Annotated in this window: 21 protein-coding genes and 2 pseudogenes; 9 read left to right on the top strand and 14 right to left on the bottom strand. The window is 52.8% G+C overall.

From position 1 onward, the window contains the following. Nucleotides 1-41: 41 nt before the first annotated feature. The 7 genes and pseudogenes from asr to rstA form a co-directional block, all read right to left on the bottom strand. Complete coding sequence (asr, locus tag NR177_RS08045; protein WP_013025879.1) at nt 42-539, bottom strand: acid resistance repetitive basic protein Asr; 498 nt, start codon at nt 537-539, stop codon at nt 42-44. Between the two features lie 168 nt (nt 540-707). After that, nucleotides 708-2,195, bottom strand: a complete 1,488-nt coding sequence (locus NR177_RS08040; RefSeq protein WP_256852626.1) for a carboxypeptidase M32 — start codon at nt 2,193-2,195, stop codon at nt 708-710. Between the two features lie 18 nt (nt 2,196-2,213). Then, nucleotides 2,214-2,576, bottom strand: a pseudogene (locus NR177_RS08035) (ATP-binding protein); the annotation flags it as partial. Between the two features lie 225 nt (nt 2,577-2,801). Then, entirely contained in the window at nt 2,802-3,677 is an 876-nt protein-coding gene (locus tag NR177_RS08030) for a hypothetical protein (protein ID WP_256852625.1), read from the bottom strand. A 654-nt stretch (nt 3,678-4,331) separates the two neighbouring features. Then, nucleotides 4,332-4,403 (bottom strand): annotated as a pseudogene (locus tag NR177_RS23965) (hypothetical protein); the annotation flags it as partial. Nucleotides 4,404-4,436: 33 nt separating this feature from the next. Continuing rightward, on the bottom strand, nt 4,437-5,738 hold the full coding sequence (gene rstB, locus NR177_RS08025) for a two-component system sensor histidine kinase RstB (RefSeq protein WP_063879720.1): 1,302 nt from the start codon (nt 5,736-5,738) through the stop codon (nt 4,437-4,439). Next, nucleotides 5,735-6,460 carry a two-component system response regulator RstA gene (gene rstA / locus NR177_RS08020; RefSeq protein WP_063879719.1) on the bottom strand — a complete coding sequence of 242 codons (726 nt, stop codon included), beginning with the start codon at nt 6,458-6,460 and terminating at the stop codon, nt 5,735-5,737. Before rstA ends, rstB begins: the two co-directional genes overlap by 4 nt. A 174-nt stretch (nt 6,461-6,634) precedes the next feature. On the opposite strand from rstA, the gene NR177_RS08015 reads away from it, so the two are divergent. Beyond that, nucleotides 6,635-7,045, top strand: coding sequence for a hypothetical protein (locus NR177_RS08015; protein WP_063879718.1), 411 nt, complete (start codon nt 6,635-6,637; stop codon nt 7,043-7,045). Here NR177_RS08015 and NR177_RS08010 read toward each other — a convergent pair. Both NR177_RS08010 and ydgH read right to left on the bottom strand, forming a co-directional pair. After that, nucleotides 7,042-8,430 carry a basic amino acid/polyamine antiporter gene (locus tag NR177_RS08010; protein ID WP_109716395.1) on the bottom strand — a complete coding sequence of 463 codons (1,389 nt, stop codon included), beginning with the start codon at nt 8,428-8,430 and terminating at the stop codon, nt 7,042-7,044. The genes NR177_RS08015 and NR177_RS08010 overlap by 4 nt on opposite strands. A 210-nt stretch (nt 8,431-8,640) precedes the next feature. Beyond that, nucleotides 8,641-9,594 (bottom strand): DUF1471 family protein YdgH, encoded by a 954-nt coding sequence (gene ydgH, locus NR177_RS08005; RefSeq protein WP_256852624.1) that lies wholly within the window; start codon nt 9,592-9,594, stop codon nt 8,641-8,643. 534 nt (nt 9,595-10,128) lie between these two features. On the opposite strand from ydgH, the gene pntA reads away from it, so the two are divergent. Both pntA and pntB read left to right on the top strand, forming a co-directional pair. Continuing rightward, entirely contained in the window at nt 10,129-11,658 is a 1,530-nt protein-coding gene (gene pntA / locus NR177_RS08000; RefSeq protein ID WP_256852623.1) for a Re/Si-specific NAD(P)(+) transhydrogenase subunit alpha, read from the top strand. A 3-nt stretch (nt 11,659-11,661) separates the two neighbouring features. After that, a complete protein-coding gene (gene pntB / locus NR177_RS07995) occupies nt 11,662-13,050 on the top strand; it encodes a Re/Si-specific NAD(P)(+) transhydrogenase subunit beta (RefSeq protein ID WP_145393185.1) in 1,389 nt (462 codons plus the stop codon). Between the two features lie 46 nt (nt 13,051-13,096). Here pntB and uspE read toward each other — a convergent pair whose 3' ends face one another. Both uspE and NR177_RS07985 read right to left on the bottom strand, forming a co-directional pair. Continuing rightward, nucleotides 13,097-14,050 carry a universal stress protein UspE gene (uspE, locus tag NR177_RS07990; RefSeq protein ID WP_063879713.1) on the bottom strand — a complete coding sequence of 318 codons (954 nt, stop codon included), beginning with the start codon at nt 14,048-14,050 and terminating at the stop codon, nt 13,097-13,099. Nucleotides 14,051-14,169: 119 nt separating this feature from the next. After that, the gene (locus NR177_RS07985; RefSeq protein ID WP_013025869.1) at nt 14,170-14,910 is read right to left on the bottom strand and encodes an FNR family transcription factor; all 741 of its coding nucleotides are present in this window, start codon (nt 14,908-14,910) and stop codon (nt 14,170-14,172) included. A gap of 318 nt (nt 14,911-15,228) precedes the next feature. Here NR177_RS07985 and smrA point away from each other — a divergent pair, with 318 nt between their 5' ends. After that, on the top strand, nt 15,229-15,795 hold the full coding sequence (smrA, locus tag NR177_RS07980; RefSeq protein ID WP_063879712.1) for a DNA endonuclease SmrA: 567 nt from the start codon (nt 15,229-15,231) through the stop codon (nt 15,793-15,795). Here smrA and NR177_RS07975 read toward each other — a convergent pair. Then, a complete protein-coding gene (locus tag NR177_RS07975) occupies nt 15,792-16,712 on the bottom strand; it encodes a LysR substrate-binding domain-containing protein (RefSeq protein ID WP_063879711.1) in 921 nt (306 codons plus the stop codon). The two genes, smrA and NR177_RS07975, sit on opposite strands and share 4 nt — an antisense overlap. A gap of 318 nt (nt 16,713-17,030) precedes the next feature. On the opposite strand from NR177_RS07975, the gene NR177_RS07970 reads away from it, so the two are divergent. Continuing rightward, entirely contained in the window at nt 17,031-18,371 is a 1,341-nt protein-coding gene (locus NR177_RS07970; RefSeq protein WP_256852622.1) for an aromatic acid/H+ symport family MFS transporter, read from the top strand. A gap of 67 nt (nt 18,372-18,438) precedes the next feature. Then, nucleotides 18,439-19,779, top strand: a complete 1,341-nt coding sequence (locus NR177_RS07965) for a VOC family protein (protein WP_256852621.1) — start codon at nt 18,439-18,441, stop codon at nt 19,777-19,779. 35 nt (nt 19,780-19,814) lie between these two features. Here NR177_RS07965 and NR177_RS07960 read toward each other — a convergent pair whose 3' ends face one another. Beyond that, the gene (locus NR177_RS07960) at nt 19,815-20,249 is read right to left on the bottom strand and encodes a DoxX family protein (RefSeq protein WP_096010560.1); all 435 of its coding nucleotides are present in this window, start codon (nt 20,247-20,249) and stop codon (nt 19,815-19,817) included. A gap of 172 nt (nt 20,250-20,421) precedes the next feature. On the opposite strand from NR177_RS07960, the gene NR177_RS07955 reads away from it, so the two are divergent. Next, a complete protein-coding gene (locus NR177_RS07955) occupies nt 20,422-21,942 on the top strand; it encodes a carboxylesterase/lipase family protein (RefSeq protein WP_256852620.1) in 1,521 nt (506 codons plus the stop codon). Between the two features lie 188 nt (nt 21,943-22,130). After that, complete coding sequence (locus NR177_RS07950; protein WP_256852619.1) at nt 22,131-23,801, top strand: methyl-accepting chemotaxis protein; 1,671 nt, start codon at nt 22,131-22,133, stop codon at nt 23,799-23,801. A gap of 61 nt (nt 23,802-23,862) precedes the next feature. Here the strand turns inward: NR177_RS07950 and pepT are convergent, their stop codons facing one another. Then, on the bottom strand, nt 23,863-25,089 hold the full coding sequence (pepT, locus tag NR177_RS07945) for a peptidase T (RefSeq protein ID WP_256852618.1): 1,227 nt from the start codon (nt 25,087-25,089) through the stop codon (nt 23,863-23,865). 127 nt (nt 25,090-25,216) lie between these two features. Here pepT and NR177_RS07940 point away from each other — a divergent pair, with 127 nt between their 5' ends. After that, on the top strand, nt 25,217-26,812 hold the full coding sequence (locus tag NR177_RS07940) for an ABC transporter substrate-binding protein (protein ID WP_063879704.1): 1,596 nt from the start codon (nt 25,217-25,219) through the stop codon (nt 26,810-26,812). Nucleotides 26,813-26,906: the final 94 nt, after the last annotated feature.

Raw genomic sequence — 26,906 nt, 5'->3', positions numbered from 1 at the left:
TTTTAATGATTAACGCTTACTCGGAACCCTAAGGGGTAGCCTTATTTTTTAGCGGCTTTTTTGTGGTGTTTTTTAGCAGCCTGGGCTTTCTGAGCTGGTTTAGCTTTGTGGTGTTTTTTAGCGGCCTGAGCTTTCTGGGCTGCTTTAGCTTTATGGTGTTTTTTAGCAGCCTGAGCTTTCTGGGCTGGTTTAGCTTTGTGGTGCTTTTTAGCAGCCTGGGCTTTCTGAGCTGGTTTAGCTTTATGGTGTTTTTTAGCAGCCTGCGCTTTCTGAGCGGTATCTTTCTTAGCTACTTTCTTTTTAGCAGCCTGAGCTTTCTGCGCGGTGTCTTTCTTAACGGCTTTCTTCTTAGCAGCCTGTGCTTTCTGTGCAGCTTTGTGATGCTTCTTGTGAGCAGCAGCTTTGTGTTCAGTTTTAGCAGGTGCAGCGGTAGTAGTAGTGGTTGCAGCAGCTGCTGGAGCAGCAGTTGTCTCGGCAGCGAAAGCAACTGAAGACAGACCCATAGCAGCGGCGATTACCAGTGCAAATAATTTTTTCATTGCAAAACCCTCGGACTATTTTTTCATGTGTAGCCCACTGCGGGGCCGGTGAAATGACTATATGAGAAAATAAGCAGCGCGTCCGTGGGTCATTGGTATCGCCGTGTAACCGATTGTACAACATGTGGAAGGGGACAGAGAAAGGCGACCCTCAGGTCGCCTGCTACCTTAACTGTTCAGGTAACGCTGCTCAAGATGTTTGCGGAAATAGTGCGGATTAAGCGCTTCGCCCGTGGCGTTAAGCATCAACTGCTCGGTAGAGAACCGGCTACCGTGTTGCCAGATATTCTGTTGCAGCCAGTTAAAGACGGGCTGTAACTCGCCATGTTGAATCAGCTCGGCCGACTGCGGAATGGCTTTTTGCAAGGCCTGAAACAGCTGTGCGGCGTACATCGCGCCTAACGTGTAGGTCGGGAAATAGCCAAATGCACCGTCAGTCCAGTGAATATCCTGCATACAGCCATTGCGATAGTTTCCGCGCGTATCAATACCAAGGGACTGTTGCATCTTCTCATCCCACAGGGCGGGAATATCCTCAACCTCAATATCGCCTTCGATCAAGGCACGTTCGATTTCATAACGCAGAATAACGTGCGCGGGGTAGCTGAGTTCGTCAGCATCAACGCGTATTAAACCGGGTTTAACCTGTTGAGTCAGGCGCACGAAGTTATCGGCCTGCAGTGCCGGCTGGTCACCCATTTTGCTGATAACCTGCGGCAGGATGCGCTGCAGGAACTGGCTGCTGCGGCCCAGCTGCATTTCCATAAACAGGCTCTGCGACTCGTGGATCGCCGTGGATCGCGCCAGCGCGACCGGCTGGCCACGCCACTGTTTTGGCAGGTTTTGCTCGTAACGGGCATGACCTGTTTCATGAATCACACCCATCATCGCGCTCAGGAACTCATCCTGATTGTAACGCGTAGTAATGCGCACATCTTCCGGTACACCGCCGCAGAACGGATGTGCGCTGATATCGAGCCGACCATGGTTAAAATCGAATCCCAGCTCCGCCATAATGCTAAGCCCCAGCTCGCGCTGCGCATCAATAGCGAACGGTCCCTGAGGTTTTACCACCGGCTGCTGCGCCTGTTTTTTCACGACCTGTTGTAACAGCTGGGGCAACCAGGTTTTTAACTGCCCAAAGGTTTCATCCAGCCGGGCGCTGGTCATCCCCGGCTCAAAAACGTCAAGCAGGGCATCATAACGGGAACAGCCATTGGCCTGCGCACGTAGCTGCGCTTCTTCACGGCTTAAGCGCACCACCTCTTTTAAATTCGGGGCAAAACCCTGCCAGTCATTCGCCGGACGCTGGCTGCGCCAGGCATGTTCGCAACGGGAACCCGCGATGGATTTCGCCTCGACCAGTTCAGCGGGCAGCAAGGTGGCCTGCGTCCAGGCGCGACGCATCTCAAACAGGTTGGCGCGCTCTACATCATTCAGCGGTTGCTGCCCGGCCTGTTCCAGCCACTCGCCCAGACGTTTGTCCGTCAGAATCTGGTGTTGCAAAACACTCATCTCTGCCAGCGCTTCGCCACGTGCGGCGCTGCCACCGGCGGGCATCATGGTTTGCATATCCCATCCGGCGATGGCGCTGACGTGACTGAAGCGCGACAGGCGCTGAAAAGTGGCACAAAGTTGTTGATAAGCTGAAGTCACACAAAGCTCCTGAATGCGTTAATGTCGTGGGAGTTCCCGAAAGGGAAGATCCAGTGGCCAGCAGAGACGGACGCTGGCCCCGCCAAGCGGGCTGGTTTCAATGGAAACCCTGCCGCTGAGCGCGTGGGCGATAGAGTGAACGATGGCAAGGCCAGGTCCACAGCCGCCGGTTGCGCGATCACGGCTCGGGTCGAGCCGCACAAAAGGTTCGAATACGCGTTCACGTTCGTCAAGAGGAATGCCAGGGCCGTCATCCTCAACCTGCAGATTTCCCTGGGCACCATCAAACCACAGGCTGACCCGCAACCGCTGACTGGCATAGCGCAGGGCGTTATTCACCAGATTATCCAGCACACGCTCCATGAGCAAGGTATCTGAAATGGTTGCCAGCTACCTTAACCCTCAGTAAATTATCTGACAACAGCGGAATGTGCAGTATGCTGGCGAAATGGAAGAGGAAGGTCAACAAAGCCACATAACGTAATGACTATTGCATTTAATATTGGGGCAGAGTAATAGAGGTTCGTAAGTAACGCTCACGATTTCTTGATTATTATCACCACTTGTCCTTTTTCTCTTAACAGCCTCCCAAATATCCTGTGATATCTAAGGATATGTCAGCATTATGACTGATGAGCCGTAAAATGAACCCGTTTTTCCCGGGTTTGTGATTTTTGCTGTTAATTTTACCAGCTCACGACCTTTTGACGGTACATTATGAATTGATGAGCCATCCAGGCCTTTTGAATTGTCAGTAACGGCTACTGAACCACCGTTTGAGAGCGCTATAATGCCTCTGTTGGCTTCACTTAAACTGACTTTAGTCGCATCGGTACAGTATATAGAGATATTTTCGCTAAGGGAGGCATTAGCCGATTCGGCTTTAATTACATTGCCAAAATCAAATTTTACCGTAGCGGTTTCTATATGGCAACTCGTTGCAGCGGGGGGTATTTGAGAACAAATTGGTTGCACATTCAGGATTGCTCCGGCTGTTACTGATGACCAGGCATCCTGAATTGTCGAACCAGTGGCTGAGTGTAAAACTCCATTCGATAAGACAATCCCCTGACATTTGTCTACTTCGCCGGAACTACCCCATGAGAGAACGAGACTTCCAGACATTAACCCCGCATTATAAAGACGCTCAACATAGTCTCTGAACGTCTCCCCATTATTCGCTAAGGGAAAAACAGAATATACCCCGTCCCAATTGTCGTCCGACGGCATAACTCCACGATAAGGCTTTCCTATTGTATCAACATACCCTATTCTCAAACCATCTCGCTTTGTCAATTGCTGATTGGCAATACTCTCATCTATATTCATCAATTGAGGCGAATAAGTCGTTTTAGTACTGAGTGACGTTGGCCATATGAGTGATGTAATCACCGGGAGATGGACAACTGCTGCAATGCATCCAGATGAGCATAATAAAAACAACAAGCTAATAAACTGAAAGTTTAGCGTTTTAATTCTCATTTGATGTACCTGAATATTGTTTAGGGAATTGTTTAGCACTACCCATTGAGAAATAGTACAAGTTTATAGCTGACAACCTCTCAGGCAGGAGTTGCGATTTTATATTAATAACCAGATCAATTACACCTAAATATAGAAACAAAGCATTGTACGATATAATCACCTGTCAAATTTTATTTAACGATAAATAATTCGGGTGATAAATAAGCCTGGTGCAGGAAGGCGTTTAACTAATGTTAAAGCCCATAGTTTTATCAGTTCTAAGGGATGGATATTACCCGGAAGCTGGTTGATCTAATATTTGACTCTTTTGAAAGAAATAATTTGGTCAGTGGAACCTATAATCGGACACACCCGATCCTTTTACATGTCCATCGATTGAATTATCTGAAGTTATTTATGGCGAAAGTTTTTCAAGGTAACTAATTAATTTGCTGGAATTTTTTCGAATATCTAATAGCAGTACGGCTTTTATTTGCGGGACGCTAATAAGAATTACTTCTTATGTAAAAAGAGATGCCATGATGGCGTTTTTTTGATTAATTATCAATCGATTATGTTATTGGAAATTGTTAAGAGAAAAAGTTCGGGCAATAATAATCAAGAAATAGCTACGCACCGTGCGGCGCTGCCATCGGCGGGCATCATGGTTTACATATCCCATCCGGCGATGGCGCTGAGATGACTGAAAAGCGACAGGCGCTGGAAGGTCTTCCAAAGGTGTTCACAGGCTTAAGTCATACTAAGTTCCTGAATGCGTTAATGTCGTGGGAGTTCCCGAAAGGGAAGATCCAGTGGCCAGCAGAGACGCACGCTGGCCCCGCCAAGCGGGCTGGTTTCAATGGAAACCCTGCCGCTTAGCGCGTGGGCGATAGAGTGAACGATGGCAAGGCCAAGCCCACAGCCGCCGGTTGCGCGATCACGGCTCGGGTCGAGCCGTACAAAAGGTTCGAATACGCGTTCACGTTCGTCAAGGGGAATGCCTGGGCCGTCATCCTCAACCTGCAGATTTCCCTGGGCACCATCAAACCACAGGCTGACCCGCAACCGCTGACTCGCATAGCGCAGGGCGTTATTCACCAGATTATCCAGCACGCGCTCCATCAGCCGGGTGTCCGAGATGCCGTAGTTTTCACGCTGGGGCAAATCCAGGTCAATTTGCGTCTCCGGGTTGATTGCCCGGAAGTCTTCCATGCGTTCACGTAACCAGTTCGCCAGATCAAGCGATTGCAAATTAAGATCGACGCGCGGCCGGTCAAGGCGAGCATAGGTCAGCAGCTCTTCAATCAGGCTCTCTAACTGACTGACGTCGCGGTTTAATGCCGCCGACTCCGCTTCCGTCAGGTTATCGCTCATCTCCAGGCGATAACGCAGGCGCACCAGCGGGGTACGTAATTCGTGGGCGATACCGTCAATCAGCTGCTTTTTACTGGCGACCAGTGTATTGATGTTCTCTGCCATTTGGTTAAACGCCACCCCAACCCTGAACAGGCTGGAGGTGCTGTCAAAATGGGTTCGGACATCCAACTGCCCCTGGCCGAAACGCTGGGCGGCGTGTTCCAGTCGTAGCATCTCTTTCCAGTGCGGGCGCAGCCAGATAAAGACCGGCAGCCCCAGCGACATGCCGATAAACACCACCAGCGCCATATCCAGCAGGCGCATCTGATGCAGGTAGAAGAGATAAGGGATTGGCCCCACGGTCAGAACGTAGTGACTGCGCGGAATGTGCTGCAGGAAGGTGTACTTATCATCCAGTGCGACGATTTCGCCTGCGCGCAGCCGACGAAGTTCGTTTTCATCCAGTTCAAATTTACTCATTGGCTCGATATGCAGCTCAAACGACAAGCCGAGATCCAGACTTTTAATGGTCTTGTTCCAGTCGCGCGGGGGGATTTCACGCAGCTCACTGCGGATCAGATAGAGCGAACTGGCCATTAAGTCGTTCATCGACTGGCGACCGGCGCGCTCGGCGGTAAATTTGTATACCAGCCCGACCATCAGCGACATCACCAGGAAACAGACAAACAGCAGCAGGTAGAACTGAATAAAAAGTTTTTTCATACCGAACGCGTGTCCCAGGCCTGCGGCGCAAACAGATAGCCTTTGTTACGGATAGTTTTAATACGAAAGGGTTCAGTGGCGCTGTCGTGTAGCTTTTTACGCAGGCGCGAAATCGCCACGTCAATACTGCGATCCATCCCGTCATAGCTGACGCCGCGCAGGGTTTTCAGCAGGGCGTCACGATTCAGAATTTGCCCGGCATGACTTGCCAGTACCCAAAGCAAATCGAAATCCGCCGTAGAGAGGGCAATGTTTTCATCAAACAGCACGACCTGGCGATTGAGCGCATCAATCGTCAGTGAACCAAAGCGCAACATGCGGTTGTTTTTCGCCGGCGCAGGGGCTTCTTCACTCTGCCCCTGTTGGGACTGCCGCAGATGCAGCCGCAGCCGAGCCAGCAACACCGCTGGGGGAGCCGTTTTGAGGATATAATCCTGCGCGCCCATCTCCAGCGCCAGAATATGGTTCATGTCGCTGTCGAGAGAGGTCAGTAGCACAATCGGCCCCTGCCATTCTGCGCGTAAATCACGACAGATGGACATGCCATCCTTACCGGGCAGCATGATATCCAGCATGACCAGGTCGGGTTGCTGTTCGGCAATGGTCGCTTCCGCCCGATCGCCGCGCGTCTCCACAATCACTTCAATATCATGCCGTCCAAGATAAGCGGCAATCAACGAACCGACTTCGGGTTCATCTTCTACGTAAACGATTTTGTGCATGATTCTTTCTAACGTAAAAAGGAGGAGTAAAGCATAACTTTTCCTGGCGCAGAGCTCTATGCAATCACACGAAATATCCTTGAGTAACTGGGATATATTCCGCAAAATATGCAATCATTAACCCTGCGTTTAACGTGAGTTCCGGATTCATTGTGATCACCTTGAGGAGCCAAAGTGTTTGATAAAGAGCTGGCATCAGCGGTATACCGCGATCGCATCTGCTTTAATTACAGTGATTTCCTGTCGGCATCCTGTAAAAAACGATGGAGCTTTGTGGATGCGATCTACGGCGTACTGCCTATATTCGGCATGGTGACACGCAAATCTGCGCACAGCTTGCAGGCGAGTGAAGATCAGCTTAAAGAATTAGCATTACAAATCATTTCAACCCAGGTCAGCGATGAAATTAACATCGCCCGTCTGATCACGCTTGCTGAGCAGCAACAGATTTGCCGCTTCGATATCCAGCTGCCGTATCCGTTGTCGGATAAACAGCTGGAGGCGATTCATGAAGAATACCGCAAGCCTGTTGCGCTGACACAGCAGGATGACCTGCTGTGTGTGGTTCTGGGGCAGTCTCACTAAGCCAGCAATTCCCACATCGCAGGAAGGGTTGCCGCTACGATTAGCATCATGGCAACCCGTTCTACCGGCTTCAACGCCACCTCATGTCCGCCACGTCGCGCAAAAATAAACAGTAAAATACCTGGAGCATACAGCACCACCGACATAAACAGATGCAGTGGGCCTGATGCATACAACAGCCAGATACCATACAGGCTGGCACCGACACCCACGGCCAGTGCCCAGGGCTTTTGCTGTCCTTTAACGACCTTAATCAAATACAGGCCGACCAGCAGATAGGGCACCAGAATCATTTCAGACGCAATGGTTAACAGGGTGTTGTAATCCGCACCGGTCAGGGCGATAAGGATCAGGCAAACCTGAATGCTGCCGTTGGTCAGCCACAATGAGGCGGCAGGCGCGTTACGTGCGTTCTGGCGGGCAATGCTGCGTGGAAACGCACCTTGCTGTGCCGCGATCAGGGGCACTTCAGCCGCCATAATGGTCCAGCTCAGATAGGCACCACAAACAGAAATAATCAGGCCCACCACGATAATGGCGTTGCCCCAGCTCCCCGTCAGCCGCGTCATTAAGCCTGCCATGGAGGGATTGCGCATTTCCGCCAGCTCAGCGCGGGGAACCACACCCAGTGACAGCAGGGTAACCAGTAAATAGACCAGCAGGGCAGCCAGCACGGCCAGCAGCGTGGCGCGTCCGACATCTTTTTTATGACGGGCGCGTGATGACACAACCACCGCACCTTCAACGCCGATAAACACCCACAGGGTAATCAGCATTGTCTGTTTAACCTGTTCCCACAACGGTACGCCCAGACTGAGCCCGGAAAAATCAAACCGGAAGCGGTCATAATTAAAGGCGATCACGGCCAGCACAATAAACAGCAGCAACGGGACCAGTTTGCCCAGGGTCGCCAGCAGATTAATGCTGGCTGCGGTTTGCACGCCGCGCAGCACCAGCCAGTGCACCAGCCACAGCAATACCGATGCGCCCAGCATGGCCTGCCAGGTATTACCATTGCCAAAGAGGATTCTGTCAGGCGTGTCGGTGAAGAAACTCAGCGCAGAAAAAACAATGACTAAATACGAAACGTTAGCGATAACCGCGCACAGCCAATAACCCCAGGCGGAACAAAAACCAGTGAGTTCGCCAAATCCGGCGCGGGCATAGGTAAAAATGCCACCGTCCAGTTCGGGTTTCAGTCGCGTCAGTAACAGCATGGCCAGCGACAGAAAAATAATGCCCGCGCCGGTGATCAGCCAGCCGATTAACAGGGCTGCCGGACCTGCAACTGCCGCCATGTTTTGCGGCAGGCTGAAAACACCGGCTCCCAGCATTGAGCTGAGTACCAGCGCTGTCAGGGCACTGAGGCCTAATTTTTTCTCCAAAACGTTCTTCCTGCTAGTATAAGTGGCTGGATAACCAGCATAAACACAACGTTATATCGTGATTGTGTTACGTATAACGCGTTTAATACTCTGAAAAACAGGCGGAGGATTTTACGGAGTGCGGTGCGGGATGGCAATGCGTGGTTATGCAAAATCGAGCAGGAATTATGCAAACAGACAGCAGGGCGGCGATCGCCGCCCTGGCGCGTGTTACTTAAACAGGTCAGCCGTTACGGTCAGGTTACCACCGCTCTGGTTCTGCCACTGACGCGTCACATGGTAGAATTTAGCCCCTTTCGCGCCTGCGCGCTTGGCGGTTTCCTGTGAGACTTCAGTCGGCGAACCGAAATGTCCACTGAAGGTCACGGTATCAAACGGCTGCATCTGCGCCGCGGTCACCGCATTCACTTCCTGAATTTCCTTGCCGTCCGGCAACGTTACCGTATAACGCTTACCGGTTGAGCTTTGGGTCTCAAAGAAACGGCCCACGGCGTTGCTTGGGGTTTCGGATGAAGCCACGCCCGGAATTTCAACTTTCTTCGCTTCGGCTCCGCCTGCGGCCAGAGCCGCTTTACCTGCCTGAGAGTCGGCCGGGATGGTGTCCGGACTCTGTACCACACGTTGTTTGGCATCGGCCTTATAGATGTAGGCCGTCACAAACTGATTGCCGCCAGTATTGGCATCAACCTGACGCACAATAAAGAAGGAGGCTGCGCCTTTTTCTTTCGCGGCTTTGGAAATGGCTTCATTTACCTCAGGCTGGCTTGGGAAAAAGCCGCTGACGGTAACGGTATCGAAAGGCTCCAGACGATAAGCTTCCGCCTTCGGCAGCTCTTTCAGGCCATTGAACATCCGATAGTCGGTTTCCTGGCTGGCTTTAGGGGCATTAGCCTTGTACAGATCGGCGGTCACACGCCAGTTACCGCTGTTACCGTTGCTGTCGTTAATGCCTTGAATGTAATAGGAATCTGCATTCATTTCATCAGCACGCTTTGATACAGCATCAGCCGCATCGCCAATTGCATTAAAACGACCGGTGATATTAATACGTTCGAATGGCTTCAACGCGGCCGCTTGTTCTGGCGTCAGCTCTTTAGCCGCAAACGCATTTGCTGCCAGCAGAGATAACAGGGTAGATGCCAGAATAGTGTTCTTCAGCTTCATAAAAATGATCCTTCGCCTTACGCAAAATGAGTACGAAAACGTGCTGGACTCTTGATGTATAACAGATTAGCCGCTGATTATTACATGTTATAAACACGCTGTCGCAGCCATTTTTTGCGATATCTCTCTTGTTGTGAACCAGATTATTTAATCACAGCGTCACGCGACGCTATTTTGCCTTACGCTTACGACAATAAGATGAATTGACCAGTAAATGTATCGATAAAGTGGTTAATGCATTGTTAATTTTGGCTTTTTCCAAAAGGAATATCAGGGCGGAACAGGTGATATTTAGCAGATTATCTGCTGCGAGAGTCTTCATGCAGTGCGGACAGGCGGAATTGCCGTGCTTCAACTGGATATTACGGCAAATGTGACAGATGTGGGTCTGTGTAGTAGATCGTCCGTAACAATTTCAGTAGGTTTAGATACGATTAGATTATTGCATTTCATTCACAACGCCTGAAAGCGGGTGTCGTCACGGCATTGTGTACCACAAGGATCATCCTCCTTTAATCGATGAAAGGGAAAACTATGTTAATTGGAATACCCAAAGAGCGATTGGCTAACGAGTCGCGCGTGGCAGCCACGCCCAAGACCGTTGAACAGCTCATCAAGCTGGGTTTCAGCGTGACCATTGAACATGATGCAGGTAAGCGCGCCAGCTTTGATGATGACAGCTACAGGGCCGCTGGCGCTGCGGTGAGTGACAGCCAGCAGGTCTGGCAGGCCGATATCGTGCTAAAGGTCAATGCACCGGATGACGAAGAGATCGCGCTCACCCGCGAGGGCAGTACCCTGGTAAGCTTTATCTGGCCCGCCCAACATCCTGAGCTGCTTGAAAAGCTGGCTGCGCGTCATGTCACCGTCATGGCCATGGATGCGGTGCCGCGTATTTCTCGCGCCCAGTCACTCGACGCGCTCAGTTCCATGGCAAATATTGCCGGTTATCGCGCCATCGTCGAGGCCGCTCATGAGTTTGGCCGCTTCTTTACCGGGCAAATCACGGCGGCGGGGAAAGTCCCACCGGCTAAAGTCATGGTGATTGGTGCAGGCGTTGCCGGCCTGGCGGCGATTGGTGCGGCAGGCAGCCTTGGTGCCATCGTGCGCGCCTTTGATACGCGCCCTGAAGTCAAAGAGCAGGTCCAGAGTATGGGGGCGGAATTTCTCGAACTGGATTTTGCAGAGGAGGCCGGCAGCGGCGATGGCTACGCCAAAGTAATGTCCGATGCCTTTATAAAAGCTGAAATGGCGCTGTTTGCTCAGCAGGCTCAAGAGGTGGATATCATCGTCACTACGGCGCTGATTCCAGGTAAGCCGGCGCCAACGCTGATTACCGAAGAGATGGTTGCCAGCATGAAGCCGGGCAGCGTTATTGTTGACCTCGCGGCGCAAACCGGCGGCAACTGCGCACTCACCGTTGCCGATCGGGTGACGGTCACAAAGAACGGCGTGAAAATTATTGGCTACACCGATTTACCCAGCCGTTTGCCGACCCAGTCCTCACAGCTTTACGGCACCAACCTCGTCAATTTGATGAAGCTGCTGTGTAAAGAGAAAAACGGTGAGATCGATATTGATTTCGATGACGTAGTTATTCGTGGCGTAACGGTCGTGCGTGAAGGCGATGTCACCTGGCCTGCACCACCAATTCAGGTGTCAGCCGCTCCGAAAGCCACCACCGCTGCACCTGTGCAGAAAAAGAGCGAGGCTACGGCCGCATCACCACTGCGTAAGTATCTGCTGCTGGCCGTGTTTATCGTGCTGTTTGGCTGCCTGGCCAATGTGGCACCCAGTGAATTTCTCTCGCATTTTACGGTGTTCGCGCTCGCCTGCGTGGTGGGTTACTACGTGGTGTGGAACGTGAGCCATGCGTTGCATACACCGTTGATGTCAGTCACCAATGCCATTTCCGGCATTATCGTGGTGGGGGCCGTATTGCAAATGGGTCATGGCGGCTGGGTCAGTTTCCTTTCTTTTATTGCCGTATTGATCGCCAGTATCAATATCTTCGGTGGCTTCACCGTCACGCAGCGTATGCTGAAAATGTTTCGTAAGGGGTAACCGATGTCTGGCGGATTAGTGACTGCAGCATACATTGTTGCCGCAATACTTTTTATTATGAGCCTTGCGGGTCTTTCAAAACATGAAAGCTCAAGACAAGGGAATATCTTTGGCATCAGCGGCATGGCAATTGCCTTGTTCGCCTCCATCTTCGGCCCGGACAGCAGCAATGTCGTCTGGATTTTGCTGGCAATGATCATCGGCGGCGCCATCGGCATCCGGCTGGCAAAACGGGTTGAAATGACTGAAATGCCCGAACTGGTCGCAATACTGCACAGTTTTGTCGGCCTGGCCGCGGTGCTGGTGGGGATTAACAGTTATATCGATCATGCGCCCGGTCTGCCTGCGGTGATGGAAAACATCCACCTCAGTGAAGTGTTTATCGGCATTTTTATTGGCGCGGTCACCTTTACCGGTTCCCTGGTCGCCTTCGGTAAGCTGTGTGGCAAACTGTCGTCGCGGCCGCTGATGCTGCCACACCGCCATAAGTTGAATCTGCTGGCGTTGGTGGTGTCGTTCCTGCTGTTGGTCTGGTTCGTTAACACTGACAGTCCCGGCGCGCAGGGATTTGCCCTGTTTGTCATGATGGTCATCGCACTGGCGTTTGGCTGGCATCTGGTCGCTTCCATCGGCGGGGCAGATATGCCGGTGGTGGTGTCCATGCTGAACTCCTATTCCGGGTGGGCGGCGGCGGCGGCTGGTTTTATGCTCAGCAACGATCTGTTGATCGTGACAGGCGCGCTGGTGGGGTCGTCGGGGGCGATTCTCTCTTACATTATGTGTAAGGCCATGAACCGGTCGTTTATTAGCGTGATTGCAGGCGGTTTCGGCAGCGACAGCAGCGCGGTAGCGGACAGTGAAGAGGCTGGAGAGCACCGTGAAATCAGCGCGGAAGACACGGCTGAAATGCTTAAAGCATCCAGTAGCGTCATTATCACGCCCGGCTACGGCATGGCGGTGGCGCAGGCGCAATATCCGGTGGCGGAGATCACGGAAAAGCTGCGTGCCCGTGGCATAAAAGTACGATTTGGTATTCATCCGGTCGCCGGGCGTTTACCCGGTCATATGAATGTGCTGCTGGCAGAGGCAAAAGTGCCTTATGACGTGGTACTGGAGATGGACGAAATCAATGATGATTTCAGCGACACGGATACGGTGCTGGTCATCGGGGCCAACGACACAGTCAATCCCGCCGCTCAGGACGATCCCGGTAGCCCGATTGCCGGTATGCCGGTGCTTGAAGTCTGGAAGGCGCAGAATGTGATTGTGTTTAAGCGCTCAATGAATACCGGCTATGCCGGCGTCCAGAATCCCCTGTTCTTTAAAGAAAACACCCATATGCTGTTTGGTGATGCCAAAGCCAGCGTGGAAAATATCCTGAAAGCGCTGTAATAAAAAAGGGCGACTCACCGGGTCGCCCTTTTTGCAGTAAGAAGGATCAGTCGTTCTCGTCTTCGTCATCCAGCGTAATTGGTGAAACAAAATCATCCGGTTTTATCGCCAGCAGGTCACAGCGCAGATGATCGATGACCTGTTCAGCCGTGTTACCCAGGAAAGCCGCAGACAACCCGGTACGGCCGATAGTGCCTAAGACAACAATTCCCGCGTCCAGATGTAACGATAATTCGGGGATCACTTCTTCCGGTAAGCCTTTTTCAACATGCGTAAATTCTTCACTGATGGAGAATTTCTGCCGCAAGGCTTTCATCGCCACCAGGTGTTGACCGCGGATGGCGTCGTTGTACACGCTGGGATCAAAGTCGGGCAGCTCAATGGCGATATTGATAGGCGTAATGGGATAGGCGCCGACCAGGTGAACTTCGGTATGGTTAACGCTTTCTGCCAGTTTGACGGTTTCGCGGATTAATTTCTGATTCAGTGCATCATGGTGAGGTTCTTCACTGGCAAGGTTAACCGCCACCAGTGCTTTGCCGCCTTCGGGCCAGGGCTGATCTTTAACCATCCACACCGGGCAAGGGCACTTGCGTAACAAATGCCAGTCCGTCGGGGTAAAAATTACCGCCTCCAGCCGATCGTGTTGATGTGCCATCTTAAGCACTAAATCATGCTGGTGCGCCAACACTTCCTGGATAATGGCCTCATAAGGGCGATTGTGCCAGATCACTTTGATATCGATATCCACGCCAGCATCCAGATAGGCTTTGGCCTGTTCACGTATCCACTCTGAGCGCTGGCTGATCACGCCCTGACGCATGGAGGTACGCTCATCCGGTGAGAGCAGGGTGGTCATTTCATATGAGAAGTCGTAGATAGGCAGAAAAGCTTTGATTTTGCCGCCGATAAGCTGGTTGAGATATACCGCACGTCGCAGCGCGGGCTGGTCATCCTGTTGCGGATCGATGGCGACCAGAATATTTTGATACTGGGACATAGGCTACTCTCCTTAAACCAAAGCGACTGGATTAAAGATAGCCTATGTTAAGTGCACTAAGAAAGTGAAAAAGATATAGCCGGATCAATAAAATAAGATTTATTAACCCGGCTTATCTGTCAGGCGGCCTGGTGACTTTGACCCGCCAGACCTTCCAGCATGGCGTGGTTCTCAATGGTGATATATTTGCCTTTCACGGCCAGCATGCCGGATTTCTGAAAGCGGCCCAGTAAACGGCTAATGGTTTCAACGGTTAAACCCAGATAGTTGCCGATATCGCCACGCGTCATGGTCAGACGGAACTCACGCTGGGAGAAACCACGCTGGCCGTAACGGCGGGATAAATTCCAGATAAAGGCCGCCAGGCGCTCCTCTGCGTTTTTCTTCGACAGCAACAGGATCATGTCCTGATCGCCTTTGATTTCGCCACTCATCAAACGCATCATCTGCTGACGCAGAGCAGGCATTTTGCCCGACAAATCATCCAGCGTATCAAAGGGGATTTCACAGACCATCGCCGTTTCCAGCGCCTGGGCAAAGCTGGGATGGCTGGCATTCATAATGGCATCAAAGCCGACCAGATCGCCGGCAAGGTGGAAGCCAGTAATTTGCTCATCGCCCTGTTCGGTAATGGTATAGCTTTTAATGGTGCCGGAACGAATAGCATAAAGCGATCGTAGGTCGTCACCTGCTTTGAACAGCGTATGGCCTTTTTGAATGGGTTTCTTTCGCTCAATAATATTATCAAGCTGGTCCAGCTCATGTTCGTTAAGTGTGAAAGGGATGCATAACTGGCTGATGCTGCAATCCTGGCAGTGAATCGCACAACCGCCTGACTGTATACGTTTTTCAGGGAACATAATGGTTTGCTCGACGATAATTGACTGCGGTCAATTTTACCATTTTTTGGTCGTAAAGGAACTCATCCGAGCAGTTTTTAGGCCTACAGAAAGTGTGGTTTGTTAACGGCAGCTAAAGGCTGTTCTGACGGGCTTTTTTGATGTCAAAGTGTAACCTCCGTAAATAAATGTTTACGCTTTTTTGATCTCAAACAGAATCCATCTTCACTGTCATGCCTGGCGAAAACGTTAAAAACGGGATTAGCGCAGACTTTCCCGATTTTGCTACTATTCGGGTTATATACAATTTTGCGTCATATCATTTAACAGGGGCGAGCCATGAACCTTGACGATGACAATCTGTTCCGTGACGCGATGAATGACGTTACGCCACTGAAGGATGCGGATAATACGCTGTGGAATAATCTCTCCGCCAGCAAGAAAACCCGCCAGCCGCCGCCAGAACAGGAAGATGAAAATTTTTTAACCCGCGGCTATCTGGACATTATTCCGCTTGATCAGCCGCTGGAATACAAAGCTGAAGGTATTCAGCAGGGTGTGCTAGATAAATTACGCAAAGGCCAGTATGCGCTGGACGCCAGCCTTAATTTACTGCGTCAACCCGTGGAAGCCTGCCGGCAGAACCTGTTTACGTTTATTCGGGACGTGCGACAAGCCGGGTTTCGCAACCTGCTAATCATTCATGGTAAAGGGCGCGACAGCGAATCCCACGCCAATATCGTGCGCAGTTATCTTGATCGCTGGCTGCGCGAACTGGATGAGGTACAGACGTTTTGTGTGGCGCAAAAGCAGCATGGCGGGGCGGGCGCGCTTTACGTCGGATTGCGTAAGACCGAAAAAGCGCGCCAGGAAAACTGGGAGCGACATGCAAAACGCAGTCGCTAGCTGTGAAACTTACGAATGGTGCTCATAAGCACTTCAGCGCTCAGGCTTAAAGTATCGCCAGTGCGGGTGATTATACCGACCGGTTCGCCAGGCCCGGGAGAGGTAATCGGCAGCGAGAACAGGGCATTGTGGCTGAGATCTTCCTTAATGGCACCTGAAGGCACAAACCAGATGTAGTCATAGCGCAGCGCCAGCTGGCGTGCCAGTGAGGTTGAGGATGTCTCAACGCAGTGCGGCGGCAAACAACAGCCTTGTTCATCCAGCATCTGCTGCGCAAGACGGCGCGGTGCAGTTCCTTCGGGAGAGATGACCACCGGCCACTGCATCGCGCGCGACAACGTGACATTGTCACTTAACAGAGGATGTTCGGGTCTGACGACCAGCTTTAACGACTCCAGAAACAGAAGCTCATACGTTAAGCCGGTCATCATCTCTTTGTCGGCCATGCGACCAATACCAATGTCAAATTCACCAGCTCTTAGCCCGGCCAGCAACACATTGTTATGTAAGGTGGCAACCTGAATGGTGGTATTGGGGCGCAGCTGATGAAAGCGATCGAGAATCTGTGGCAGCATGCCCATGGCGGCCGTGGTCAGCGCGCCAAGGCGGATAATCACCGGACGCTCATTAATCTGTTCGTTAAAGCTCTGACCGGCATGGTTCAGTGCATCCAGCACTTTTACCGCATGGGTCAGAAACTGCTCCCCCATGGTGGTGAGCTGTGCGCCCAGTCGGCCACGTTCAAACAGCCTGACGCCTGTCAGTTCCTCTAATTCGTTAAGGGTTTTAGAGAGTGCAGGCTGGCTGAGACTCAATGTCTCGGCTGCACGCCCCAGCGTTCCCTGCTGCGCAACGGCAACAAAGGCATGTAAATGACGCAAGCGAATGCGCTGATTGAAAAGGATATTTTTTTCCATTTCCCAAACTTAATGACATTGCCAGGTGACTGGCAACTATTTAAACCGGATTTTGTTAACTTTGCTGCAAATATTTATTAACAAAGTGTACTTTTTAACGGTAATCCCTGTAAGTTATTGATAATAAATACCTGCGCTACGATTCCTTCCGTCATGGCCTGCGCGCAGTCGCTGTAAAATCATCGACTTAATTATTCGCTTGTTGAATGATTATTATTTGCATGCAAAATTCTGCGTTTTATCATTAACGATCGGCTATCATAAGCGCCGTTTTTTCTACCAAAACTGATGGTTTATTTCGTTAAGGAGAGGTTGCCCGTGAGCAGCGTTGAGGCGGTAGATGTTCGCCGGTTAATCAATCAGGGTAGCCTGAGCGGTGGCCAAATTCGATTGATTGTCCTCTGTTTTATCGTGGTCGCCCTTGATGGCATGGATATCGCCATTATGGGATTCATCGCCCCCTCGCTGAAAACGGCCTGGAACGTGACCAATTCGCAGTTGGGCGTGGTGATCAGCGCGGCACTCATCGGCCTGGCGCTGGGCGCAATGGTTGCCGGGCCGCTGGCCGACCGCTTTGGCCGTCGCTTAATGATTATTTTCAGCGTGCTTTTTTTCGGCCTGTGGACGCTGGCCACCGCGTTTTCCCATTCCATTGAACAGATGGTACTGTTCCGCTTTTTGACCGGGCTGGGGCTGGGCGCAGCCATGCCGAACGTCAGCACGCTGGTTGCCGAATATGCCCCTGAACGCCGACGCTCGTTTATTATCACCGTGGTGTTCTGCGGCTTCACCTTTGGTGCAGCCAGTGGCGGATTTGCCGCGTCCTGGCTGTTGCCGCGCTACAACTGGCATTCCGTCCTGTTATTAGGCGGCATTCTGCCGCTGTTGGTGCTGCCGGTGTTAGTAAAGCAGCTTCCTGAATCCGTGCGTTTCCTCATTAGCCGGGGTGCGCCAGCAGAACGCATCCGAACCATTCTGGAACGTATTATCCCCGGCAGCACCCACTCGCATAGCCAGTTTCACGCCTCTGAAGCGGACGCTGCGCTGCCTGAAAAGAATGCCATCACGACGGTGATTTCCCCCCGTTATCGCACCGGCAGCCTAATGCTGTGGGGCGGCTATTTTATGGGGCTGTTTCTGGTCTATCTGATAGGCAGCTGGCTGCCTTCTTTGGTGAGCAAGCAGGGGATGACCGTTACCCAGGCCGCGATTATTACTGCGATGTATCAAGCGGGCGGCACGCTGGGTTCCTTATTTGCCGGATGGTTGATGGACCGGTTCAATGCCAACATGGCGTTGGCCGTCATCTACTTTTGCGGTGGCATTGCCATTGTGGCGTTAGGGTTCTCACCGGCACAGGTCACCATAATGAGCAGCATTGCCTTCTTTAGCGGCTTCTGTTTTAACGGGGCCAACACCGGCATGAATGCCTTATCAGCCAGCTATTATCCCACTCATGCCCGCGCGACCGGCTCCAGCTGGATGCACGGTGTTGGACGACTTGGTGCCATCCTGAGCGCGTTTGTGGGGGCCGAAATGCTGACGCTGGGCTGGTCTTTCAACCTGATCTTTTTACTGCTGGCGATTCCGGCCGTGCTCACGACGATAATGCTGGTGATTAAAAACCGTTATGGTTTTAAGCCGATCACAAATTCATGATATTTTCCGCTGGCGACAACGCGTTGGATTACATTAGCTGCAACGCTCACGCTGTCAGGTGGTTATTATGGATAACTTTTTAAGTGCGGATGCCATCCGTACCGGCTTTTCAAGGGCAATGTCGGACATGTATCAGCAAGAGGTGCCGCTCTACGGCACGCTGATGCAGTTAGTCAAAGAGGTTAATCAGGATACGCTGGCGGCAGATAGTGCATTGCAGCAACGCTTAACCCAGGCTGATGAGATGAGCCGCTTAAACCTGGAACGTCACGGCGCGATTCGCGTCGGCAGTGCTGAAGAGCTGGCCATGTTGCGCCAGATGTTCGCTGTGATGGGCATGTTCCCGGTAGGCTATTACGACCTTTCTCAGGCGGGCGTGCCGGTTCACTCAACCGCTTTTCGTCCCATTGATGACGAGGCACTGCGGCGCAATCCCTTCCGTATCTTCACCTCATTACTGCGACTGGAACTCATCGAGGATCAGGCGCTGCGCGACGACGCCACAACTATCCTGGCTTCGCGGGATATTTTCACCGCAGGCTGCCGCGCGTTGATTAAACAGCATCAGCAGCAGGGCGGACTGACCGAGGCGCAGGCGCAGCAGTTTATCGACGAGGCGTTAGAAACCTTTCGCTGGCACTCACACAGCCTCGTTGAGAGTAAAACCTATCAGGCGCTCAATCAGCAACACCGGTTGATTGCCGACGTGGTGTGTTTCCCTGCCTGTCATATCAACCATCTTACGCCACGCACGCTGGACATTGACCGCGTCCAGGCGTTAATGCCGACACGCGGTATCGATCCCAAAGCGGTTATTGAAGGCCCACCACGGCGCAGCGTCCCCATTTTACTGCGTCAGACCAGTTTTAAAGCGCTGGAAGAACCTGTGGTTTTCAAAGATGGCTATCAGGGCACCCACACTGCACGTTTTGGTGAGATTGAACAGCGCGGAGCCGCCTTAACGCCGCCAGGGCGCGCGCTTTACGATCGGCTGCTGAATGAGGCCGGTAGCGGGGCTGACAATCAACAGCATCAGCAGCAGTTGACCGCCGTATTTCAGGCTTTCCCGGATAACGAAATGCAACTGCGGCAGGCGGGACTCGCCTGGTTTCATTATCGCCTCAGTGACAAGGGGCAGGCGGAACCGCCCCGGCACGGTGAATCACTGGATAGCCTGATCGACCAGGGCCGGGTGCTGGCCGATCCCATTATTTATGAGGATTTTCTGCCGGTGAGTGCGGCAGGTATTTTTCAGTCTAACCTTGGGGATAAAACGCAGGCGCGTTCTGCGGGTCAGGCAAGCCGCAGCAGCTTTGAAACCGCACTGGGCTGTGCCGTACTGGACGAAATGGCGCTGTACGCCGCACGACAACAAGCCTCACTACAGCGGTGTGGCATACAGGCATAACAATATCGGGGCGGCTATCGCCCCGATTTACTCAGCTACTGCAACCGGGAATCGCGTATCAGCGTATATTTCCCCGGGCCCAGCAACATAATGATAAAGGCTCCCAGCAGGAATAGCGCTTCGGTTTCCAGCGCCCAGGCTCCCACGTCCGTGCGGTGCCAGACCGCCCCGGTTTTTACCAGCAGCGTCGCCACCACCATATTTACCGCAATAATAAACGCCGCAGGCCGCGTCATGAATCCCACAATCAGCATGAGCGGAGCAACTATTTCACCCAGCCATGCGCCCCAGGCAAGAAAGCCCGGCAGGCCGTGCTGTCGCAGCAAGTGAGCAATCCAGCCCACGCCGTGTACCAGCTTGAACTCACCGTGAAACAGCAGTAATCCACCTAACGTCAAACGTAACAACAGCTTGCCAAAATCAGGATGATCGGTCATTCGAACAAAAAGTTGATTGATACCACTGAACATTTTCCCTTCCTCTAACGGGTTAAACGATACGCTGTACTAAAAACACGTTCGCGGGTAGCGGTCAACGACGGCGTGCGTAACCGGTGCGTTTTAGGCGTATTTACCGTTCCCCTTTCTGGACAACGGCAAATTGCCTGAAATAATGACAGCGGACGCAGACAAGGAACAACGCATGAAAAATGAAAAGGGCCTGAAGATCACCCTTGCTGACGGAGAGCTGCAGGGCGGCATTGATGAGGGCATCTTCGTGTTTAAAGGCATTCCCTACGCTGCACCGCCAGTGGGGGAACAACGCTGGCGTGCGCCCCAGCCGGTGCTACCCTGGCAGGGCGTACGACGTGCGCTGCACTTTTCTGCCGCGAGCTGGCAGAACCGCGACTATTGTCTTGCCATGGGCGGGGGCGATCCCGGTGATTTCAGCGAGGACTGTCTTTACCTGAATGTCTGGACGCCAGAGCTGCGACCAGAAAAACCCTTGCCGGTGATGGTGTGGCTGCACGGTGGCGGTTTCACGATCGGTTCGGGTGGTCTGGCCCCCTATAATGCCAAACCGCTGGCCTCACGCGGGGCGGTGATCGTCACGATTAACTACCGACTGGGCCATCTGGGCTTTTTTGCGCATCCGGCGATGGAAAAGGAGCAGGCGGCGAGCGGCACACTTCATAATTTTGCCCTGCTGGATCAGATCGCGGCATTAAAATGGGTACAGCAGCACATTCACGCCTTTGGCGGCGATGCCAGTAACGTTACGCTATTCGGTGAATCCTCGGGCGCACGTAGCGTGTTATCACTTTGCTGCTCACCGCTGGCGACCGGTCTTTTCCACAAAGGGATAGTGCAAAGTGCCTACAGCCTGCCTGACGTTCCCCGCGCTGCAGCGCTTAAGAAAGGGGTGAAGGTCGCCACCGGTTTGGGTTTACCCGCTGATGCCAGCATGGAACAGCTCCGCGCGCTGCCTGCCGATGCCTTTTGGGCACTGGACAGCCGCTATGGACTCGGCCCGGTTGCTATCGCGGGCGATACGGTTCTGCCTGCCCCTGTGCTGGAGACCTTTATGGCCGGACGCCAGCATCCTCTGCCGCTGATGGCAGGGAGCAACAGCGACGAGGCCAGCGTGCTGGAGTATTTTGGCGTCGATGCCGCCACCGTGGTAGATCGGATTCGCCGCCAAAACCGGTTGAGCTATCGTGTGCTGAAGTGGATTTACCGTGTTGAGCAGGATGCGCTGCTCGGGCGTGCCGCAGCACGCGATATGACCTTTACGCTTCTTCCCTGGCTGGTAATGCGGGCACAGCAAAAAGTCGCTATGCCTGGCTGGCGTTACTGGTTTGATTACGTCTCTGAAAATGCCCGGGATCTCTATCCGCACGGCACCTGGCACGGTAATGAAATTCCCTACGTGATGAATACCCTTGAGAACATGCCCGTAATCAGTGAAGACCGCTGCTTCACGGCTGCAGATCGCGCCTTTGCGCAGCAGGTTAGCGACTATTGGTTCCGCTTCGCCCGCGACGTTAACAGTAAGACGACGCAGCTTGACGGAGAACGCTCATGGCCCATCTGGCGCGCTGACAATGACGTGACAATGTCACTTGGTGGCGAGGGTAAAGCGTCATTCAGGCTGCTGCGGGGCTTTATGCGTCGCCGCCTGTCTCTGTTTCGCCTGATGATGTCGCGAATGGTGCGACTGTAGGGCCAGATTCGTCAGTGCCGGATGCACTTGCGGCCACCGCCGGGCCTGATTTTCACTGCAGGCTATGATTTCTTGCCACGCAGCCGTGACCGCATAAAAAAGTATAACAATACCGTTACATTTTCGGCTTTTCTGCCGATATATCCCATACGCCCGGTTTTACGGGTTAACGTTTAAGGGATTTCAGTATGGGTATGCTTAAAAATTTCACTATTCGCGCGGTAATGCTGACGATACTCGGGCTGTTTTGCCTGCTGTGGAGCGGTATCGGTCTGTTCAGCATTCATTCACTTACGTCATTAAGTGACGGCAATGATGTCGACCGCCATATCGTTGAGCAGATGACCGCGTTGAGTAAAGGTAACGATCAGTATTTTCGTATGATCACGCGTTTGTCGCGCGTAATGGAGAAAAAAACGGCCGGTGTGGCGCAAAACGATGAGGCTTTTGCGCCCGTACAACAGGCATTAGACAGCATGTCTCAGCAGTTAACCCTGTTTAAACAGCTTTCTCCTGGCCCGATGGACCCTGCCGTTGCCAATGACGTGATTGATAAATGGCAAAAATTGCTCGACCAGGGCGTTACTGTCCAGCTTCAGCGTGCCCGTCAGGATTCGCTGGATGTCTATCGCCAACAGGCGAATGACGTCACGCCCACCCTGAGCCGTGCCTTCGGTGCCAGCACTGAAAACTTCAATAAAGTGGCCAGCGTAAAACTGGGGCAAACGCGCGTCGAAGTCGATCGTCTGACCGCGATGACGAAAACAATGATTTCAGTCACGGTGGTGATTGGCTTGCTGATTCTGCTGTTTACCGACCGTTATCTGGTCAACATGCTGGTCAAGCCGCTGGAAAAAATTCGCGAGCATTTTTCAGTGATTGCCAAAGGCGACCTGAGCAAACCCGTCGAGGATATGGGCCGTAACTGCGTTGGTAAACTGGTGCCGCTGTTGAGCGCCATGCAGGACAGTCTGCGCGAAGCTGTCAGTGCTATTCGCAGCGGTACGGAAAATATTTCACGCGGTGCCGCCGAGATTTCGATTGGTAATAACGATCTGTCATCCCGCACCGAAGAGCAGGCCGCCGCGCTGGAGCAAACCGCTGCCAGTATGGAACAACTGACGGCGACCGTGAAATTCAATGCGGAAAATGCACGCCAGGCCAGCACGCTGACCGAAGCGGCAACGGTAACGGCGAAACAGGGCGGCAGCCTGGTGGGTGAAGTGGTGACCACCATGAACGGCATCTCTGACAGTTCGAAGAAAATTGCAGAGATCACCAATGTCATCAACAGCATTGCTTTCCAGACCAATATTCTGGCGCTCAACGCCGCAGTGGAAGCGGCCCGCGCTGGCGAACAGGGCCGTGGCTTTGCCGTGGTGGCCAGTGAAGTCAGAAACCTGGCGCAACGCAGCGCCGGTGCAGCGAAAGAGATCGCCAGCCTGATTGCCGATTCGGTTGAGCGCGTGGAAAAGGGCGCCCAGTTGGTCAGCACCACCGGCGGCACCATGAGCGGTATCCTGAAGTCGGTTCAGGATGTTGATGCGATCATGAAGCAAATCGCCGAGGCTTCAGAAGAACAAAGCAAAGGCATTTCGCAGGTCGGCACGGCGGTGACCGAAATGGACAGCGTGACGCAGCAAAACGCCGCGCTGGTCGAAGAAGTGTCTGCCGCTGCCAGTGCGCTGGCCCTGCAAACGGAAGCCTTGCAGGCTTCGGTGGCGCAGTTCCGTTTGTCCAGTGATGCGCCAGCGGCACTCGTGACCAGCCGAAAACCGCCATCAACACCGGCCAGCCCATCGGCACCTCTTCAGCCGAAAACCGCCACCGCGGATAACGGCGACTGGGTAACCTTCTAAGCGAAACCTGTGCACCGCCTTCATCGCGAAGGCGGTGTTTTACAACGGCCTTCCTGATGAACTATTCCGCCGCGAGATAGCACAGCTTCTCTGCCACCTGATAGGACTTCACAAACGAGGTGACGGGCAGAAACTCGAAGCGTGAATGAAAGTTATGCGCCCCCGTAAAGAAGTTCGGTGTTAATAATCCTTTGGCAGAAAGCGCTGCACCATCGGTACCGCCACGCATAGGGATCACTTTGGGCGCAATATCCAGTTCGCGCAGGGCAGCAAAAATCAGATCAACGGCCCGACGATCGTCACCAATAGCGTTACTAATGTTGCTGTAAATATCGCGAACGGTCATCTCTACCTTGCCCGTGGGATAGCGTGCGGCGATAAGCTCGACAACCTGTTGAAGCTGCTGTTTTCGTGCCGCAAAACTTGTCAGATCAAAATCGCGAATCGATGCGTTAAGCGTTGCAACACTGGCGTTGGCCTGCATTTCGTTAAACCAGATATAGCCTTCACGGCCCTCTGTATGTTCCGGCGTCGCCTGTCTGTCGAAGTGGCTGATAAAATCGTGGGCCATCAGCAAGGGGTTAACCAGCACGCCTTTCCCCGACATCGGATGCGCCGGTACGCCGGTAAAGCGGATTTCCGCTGCGGCCGCGTTGAAGTTCTCATACACCACTTCGCCCAGTTCACAGCAGTCAATCGTCCAGGCAAAATCCACGTTAAAGCGGGCTTCAAGATCCAGCGCTTTAGCCCCGCGCAGGCCGATCTCCTCGTCGGGGACGAACGCCACCACCACATCGCCGTGTTTGCCCTGTAAATTCTCCATCAGCGTCATGACGACGCTCACCGCCGCTTTATTATCCGCCCCTAATACGCTGGTGCCGTCGCTGAAAATGATCGGCTGACCGGTGTAGGGCGCGATCTCCGGATGCGCATCCCGACGCAGCCAGATGTCCTGTTGCGGGTTCAGGCAGAGATCCTCTCCTTGCCAGGTCAGGATCTGTGGATGGATGTCAGGGGACAGCCCGACGTCAACCGTATCGATGTGCGTAATAAACCCAATGCGAGGCGCGCCGGGGCAGTTGCCCGGTTTTACCGCGGTCACAGTGGCATGTTCATCAATCACAACCTGATCAAGGCCCAGCTCGCGCAATTCGTCCGCCAGGAGCTTCGCCATCGCGTGCTGGCTCGGGGTACTCGGCAATGTGCTCGACCTGGCATCACTTTGGCTGCTTACCGCCAGGTAACGAAAAAAACGCGTGATCAGTTGCGTCTGAAGTTTGTCGGTCATCACTAATCCTTATTAGTTGACGTACTGCGGGGTTCGCTATGGTGGAGATTCATGCTATCTATCAAACATCTAAATAATTCATTTAGATATTCTGACTAACGGAAGTCAACAGAAAGCGAGGACAATAATGAGAAACAGGCTAACGACCCTGGCACTGCTTACTGCGGGTATTGCTCTGGCGAGCGGCGTCAATGCGAAAACGTTGGTGTACTGCTCAGAAGGCTCCCCGGAGAACTTTAATCCGCAACTTTACACCTCGGGAACCAGCGTGGATGCCAGCGCAGTGCCGGTATTCAACCGCCTGGTAGATTTTAAGCCTGGTACAACGGAACTGATTCCGAGCCTGGCAGAGCGGTGGGACATCAGTCCCGACGGTAAGGTTTATACCTTCCATCTGCGTCATAACGTCAAATTCCAGAGTAATAAGCTGTTTACGCCCAGCCGCGCGTTTAACGCGGATGATGTGATCTTCTCTTTTATGCGCCAGATGGACAGTAAAAATCCCTATCATGCGGTATCGGGTGGCAACTATTCCAACTTTGACAGCCTGGAGTTGGCGACGCTCATCACCCACATCGATCGCGTAGATGACCATACCGTGCGTTTTACGCTGGCTCATCCTGAAGCCCCTTTTCTTGCCGATCTGGCCTGGTATTTTGCCTCCATCCACTCTGCTGAATACGCTGACAAAATGCTGAAGGCGGGCACGCCTGAGAAGGTCGATATGGACCCGATCGGTACCGGGCCTTTCCAGTTGGTTCAGTATCAAAAAGACTCACGCATTCTGTACAAGGCGTTTCCTGACTACTGGCAGGGAAAAGCCAAACTTGATCGGCTGATTTTCAGCATCACGCCTGATGCGGCGGTCCGTTATGCCAAGCTGGAAAAAAATGAGTGTCAGGTGATGCCGTTCCCGAATCCGGCCGATCTCGAAAAAATGCGGCAGAACAAGGACATCACCCTGAAGCAGGCGGCAGGATTGAACACGGGGTTCCTGGCGTTTAATACCACCAAAGCGCCGACAGATAATGTAAAAGTCCGCCAGGCGCTGGCTATGGCGATAAACAAGCCGGCCATCATTGAGGCGATTTTTAAAGGCACAGGTACGGTTGCCAAAAACATCCTTCCGCCGGGTGTATGGAGCGCAGACAAGGATCTTAAGGATTATGACTACGATCCAGAAAAGGCAAAAGCACTGCTGGCAGAGGCTGGCGTAAAGCCGGGTACGGAAATCGCGCTGTGGGCAATGCCGGTTCAGCGCCCTTACAATCCCAACGCGCGCAGGATGGCGGAGATGATTCAGGCTGACTGGGCCAAAGTTGGCATTAAAGCCAATATCGTCAGTTATGAATGGGGCGAATACCTTAAACGCGTGCGCAGCGGCGAACATCAGGCCGCGCTGATGGGCTGGACCACTGCGACGGGCGATCCTGATAACTTCTTCGGGCCGCTCTACAGCTGTACCTCGGCGAAAGGCGGTTCAAACTCTTCAAAATGGTGCTATCAGCCGTTTGAAACGCTGATCACCCAGGCGCGGGCCGAACCGGATCAAAGTAAAAGGACCAGCATGTACCTGCAGGCACAGCAGATGATGCATGATCAAATGCCTGCCGTCATGATTGCGCACTCGACCATTTACGAGCCAGTCCGCAATACGGTCAGCGGCTATGAAGTCGATCCTTTTGGCAAACACATCTTTTATCAGGTCGATATTAAGCAGTAACCCATGCTGAGCAGGCTCACAGGGACGTGCGCCGTTTTGCCTGCAAAATATCAGATATGTTGTACATTTAAGAGGTGTTTGATACGAAGTAAGG

Source organism: Pantoea sp. Fr+CA_20, assembly GCF_024520835.1.
In the GTDB taxonomy this organism is placed as follows: Bacteria; Pseudomonadota; Gammaproteobacteria; order Enterobacterales; family Enterobacteriaceae; genus Pantoea; species Pantoea allii.
The sequence above is the reverse complement of the archived record's forward strand: the minus strand, read 5'-3'. Positions and strand labels throughout refer to the sequence as shown.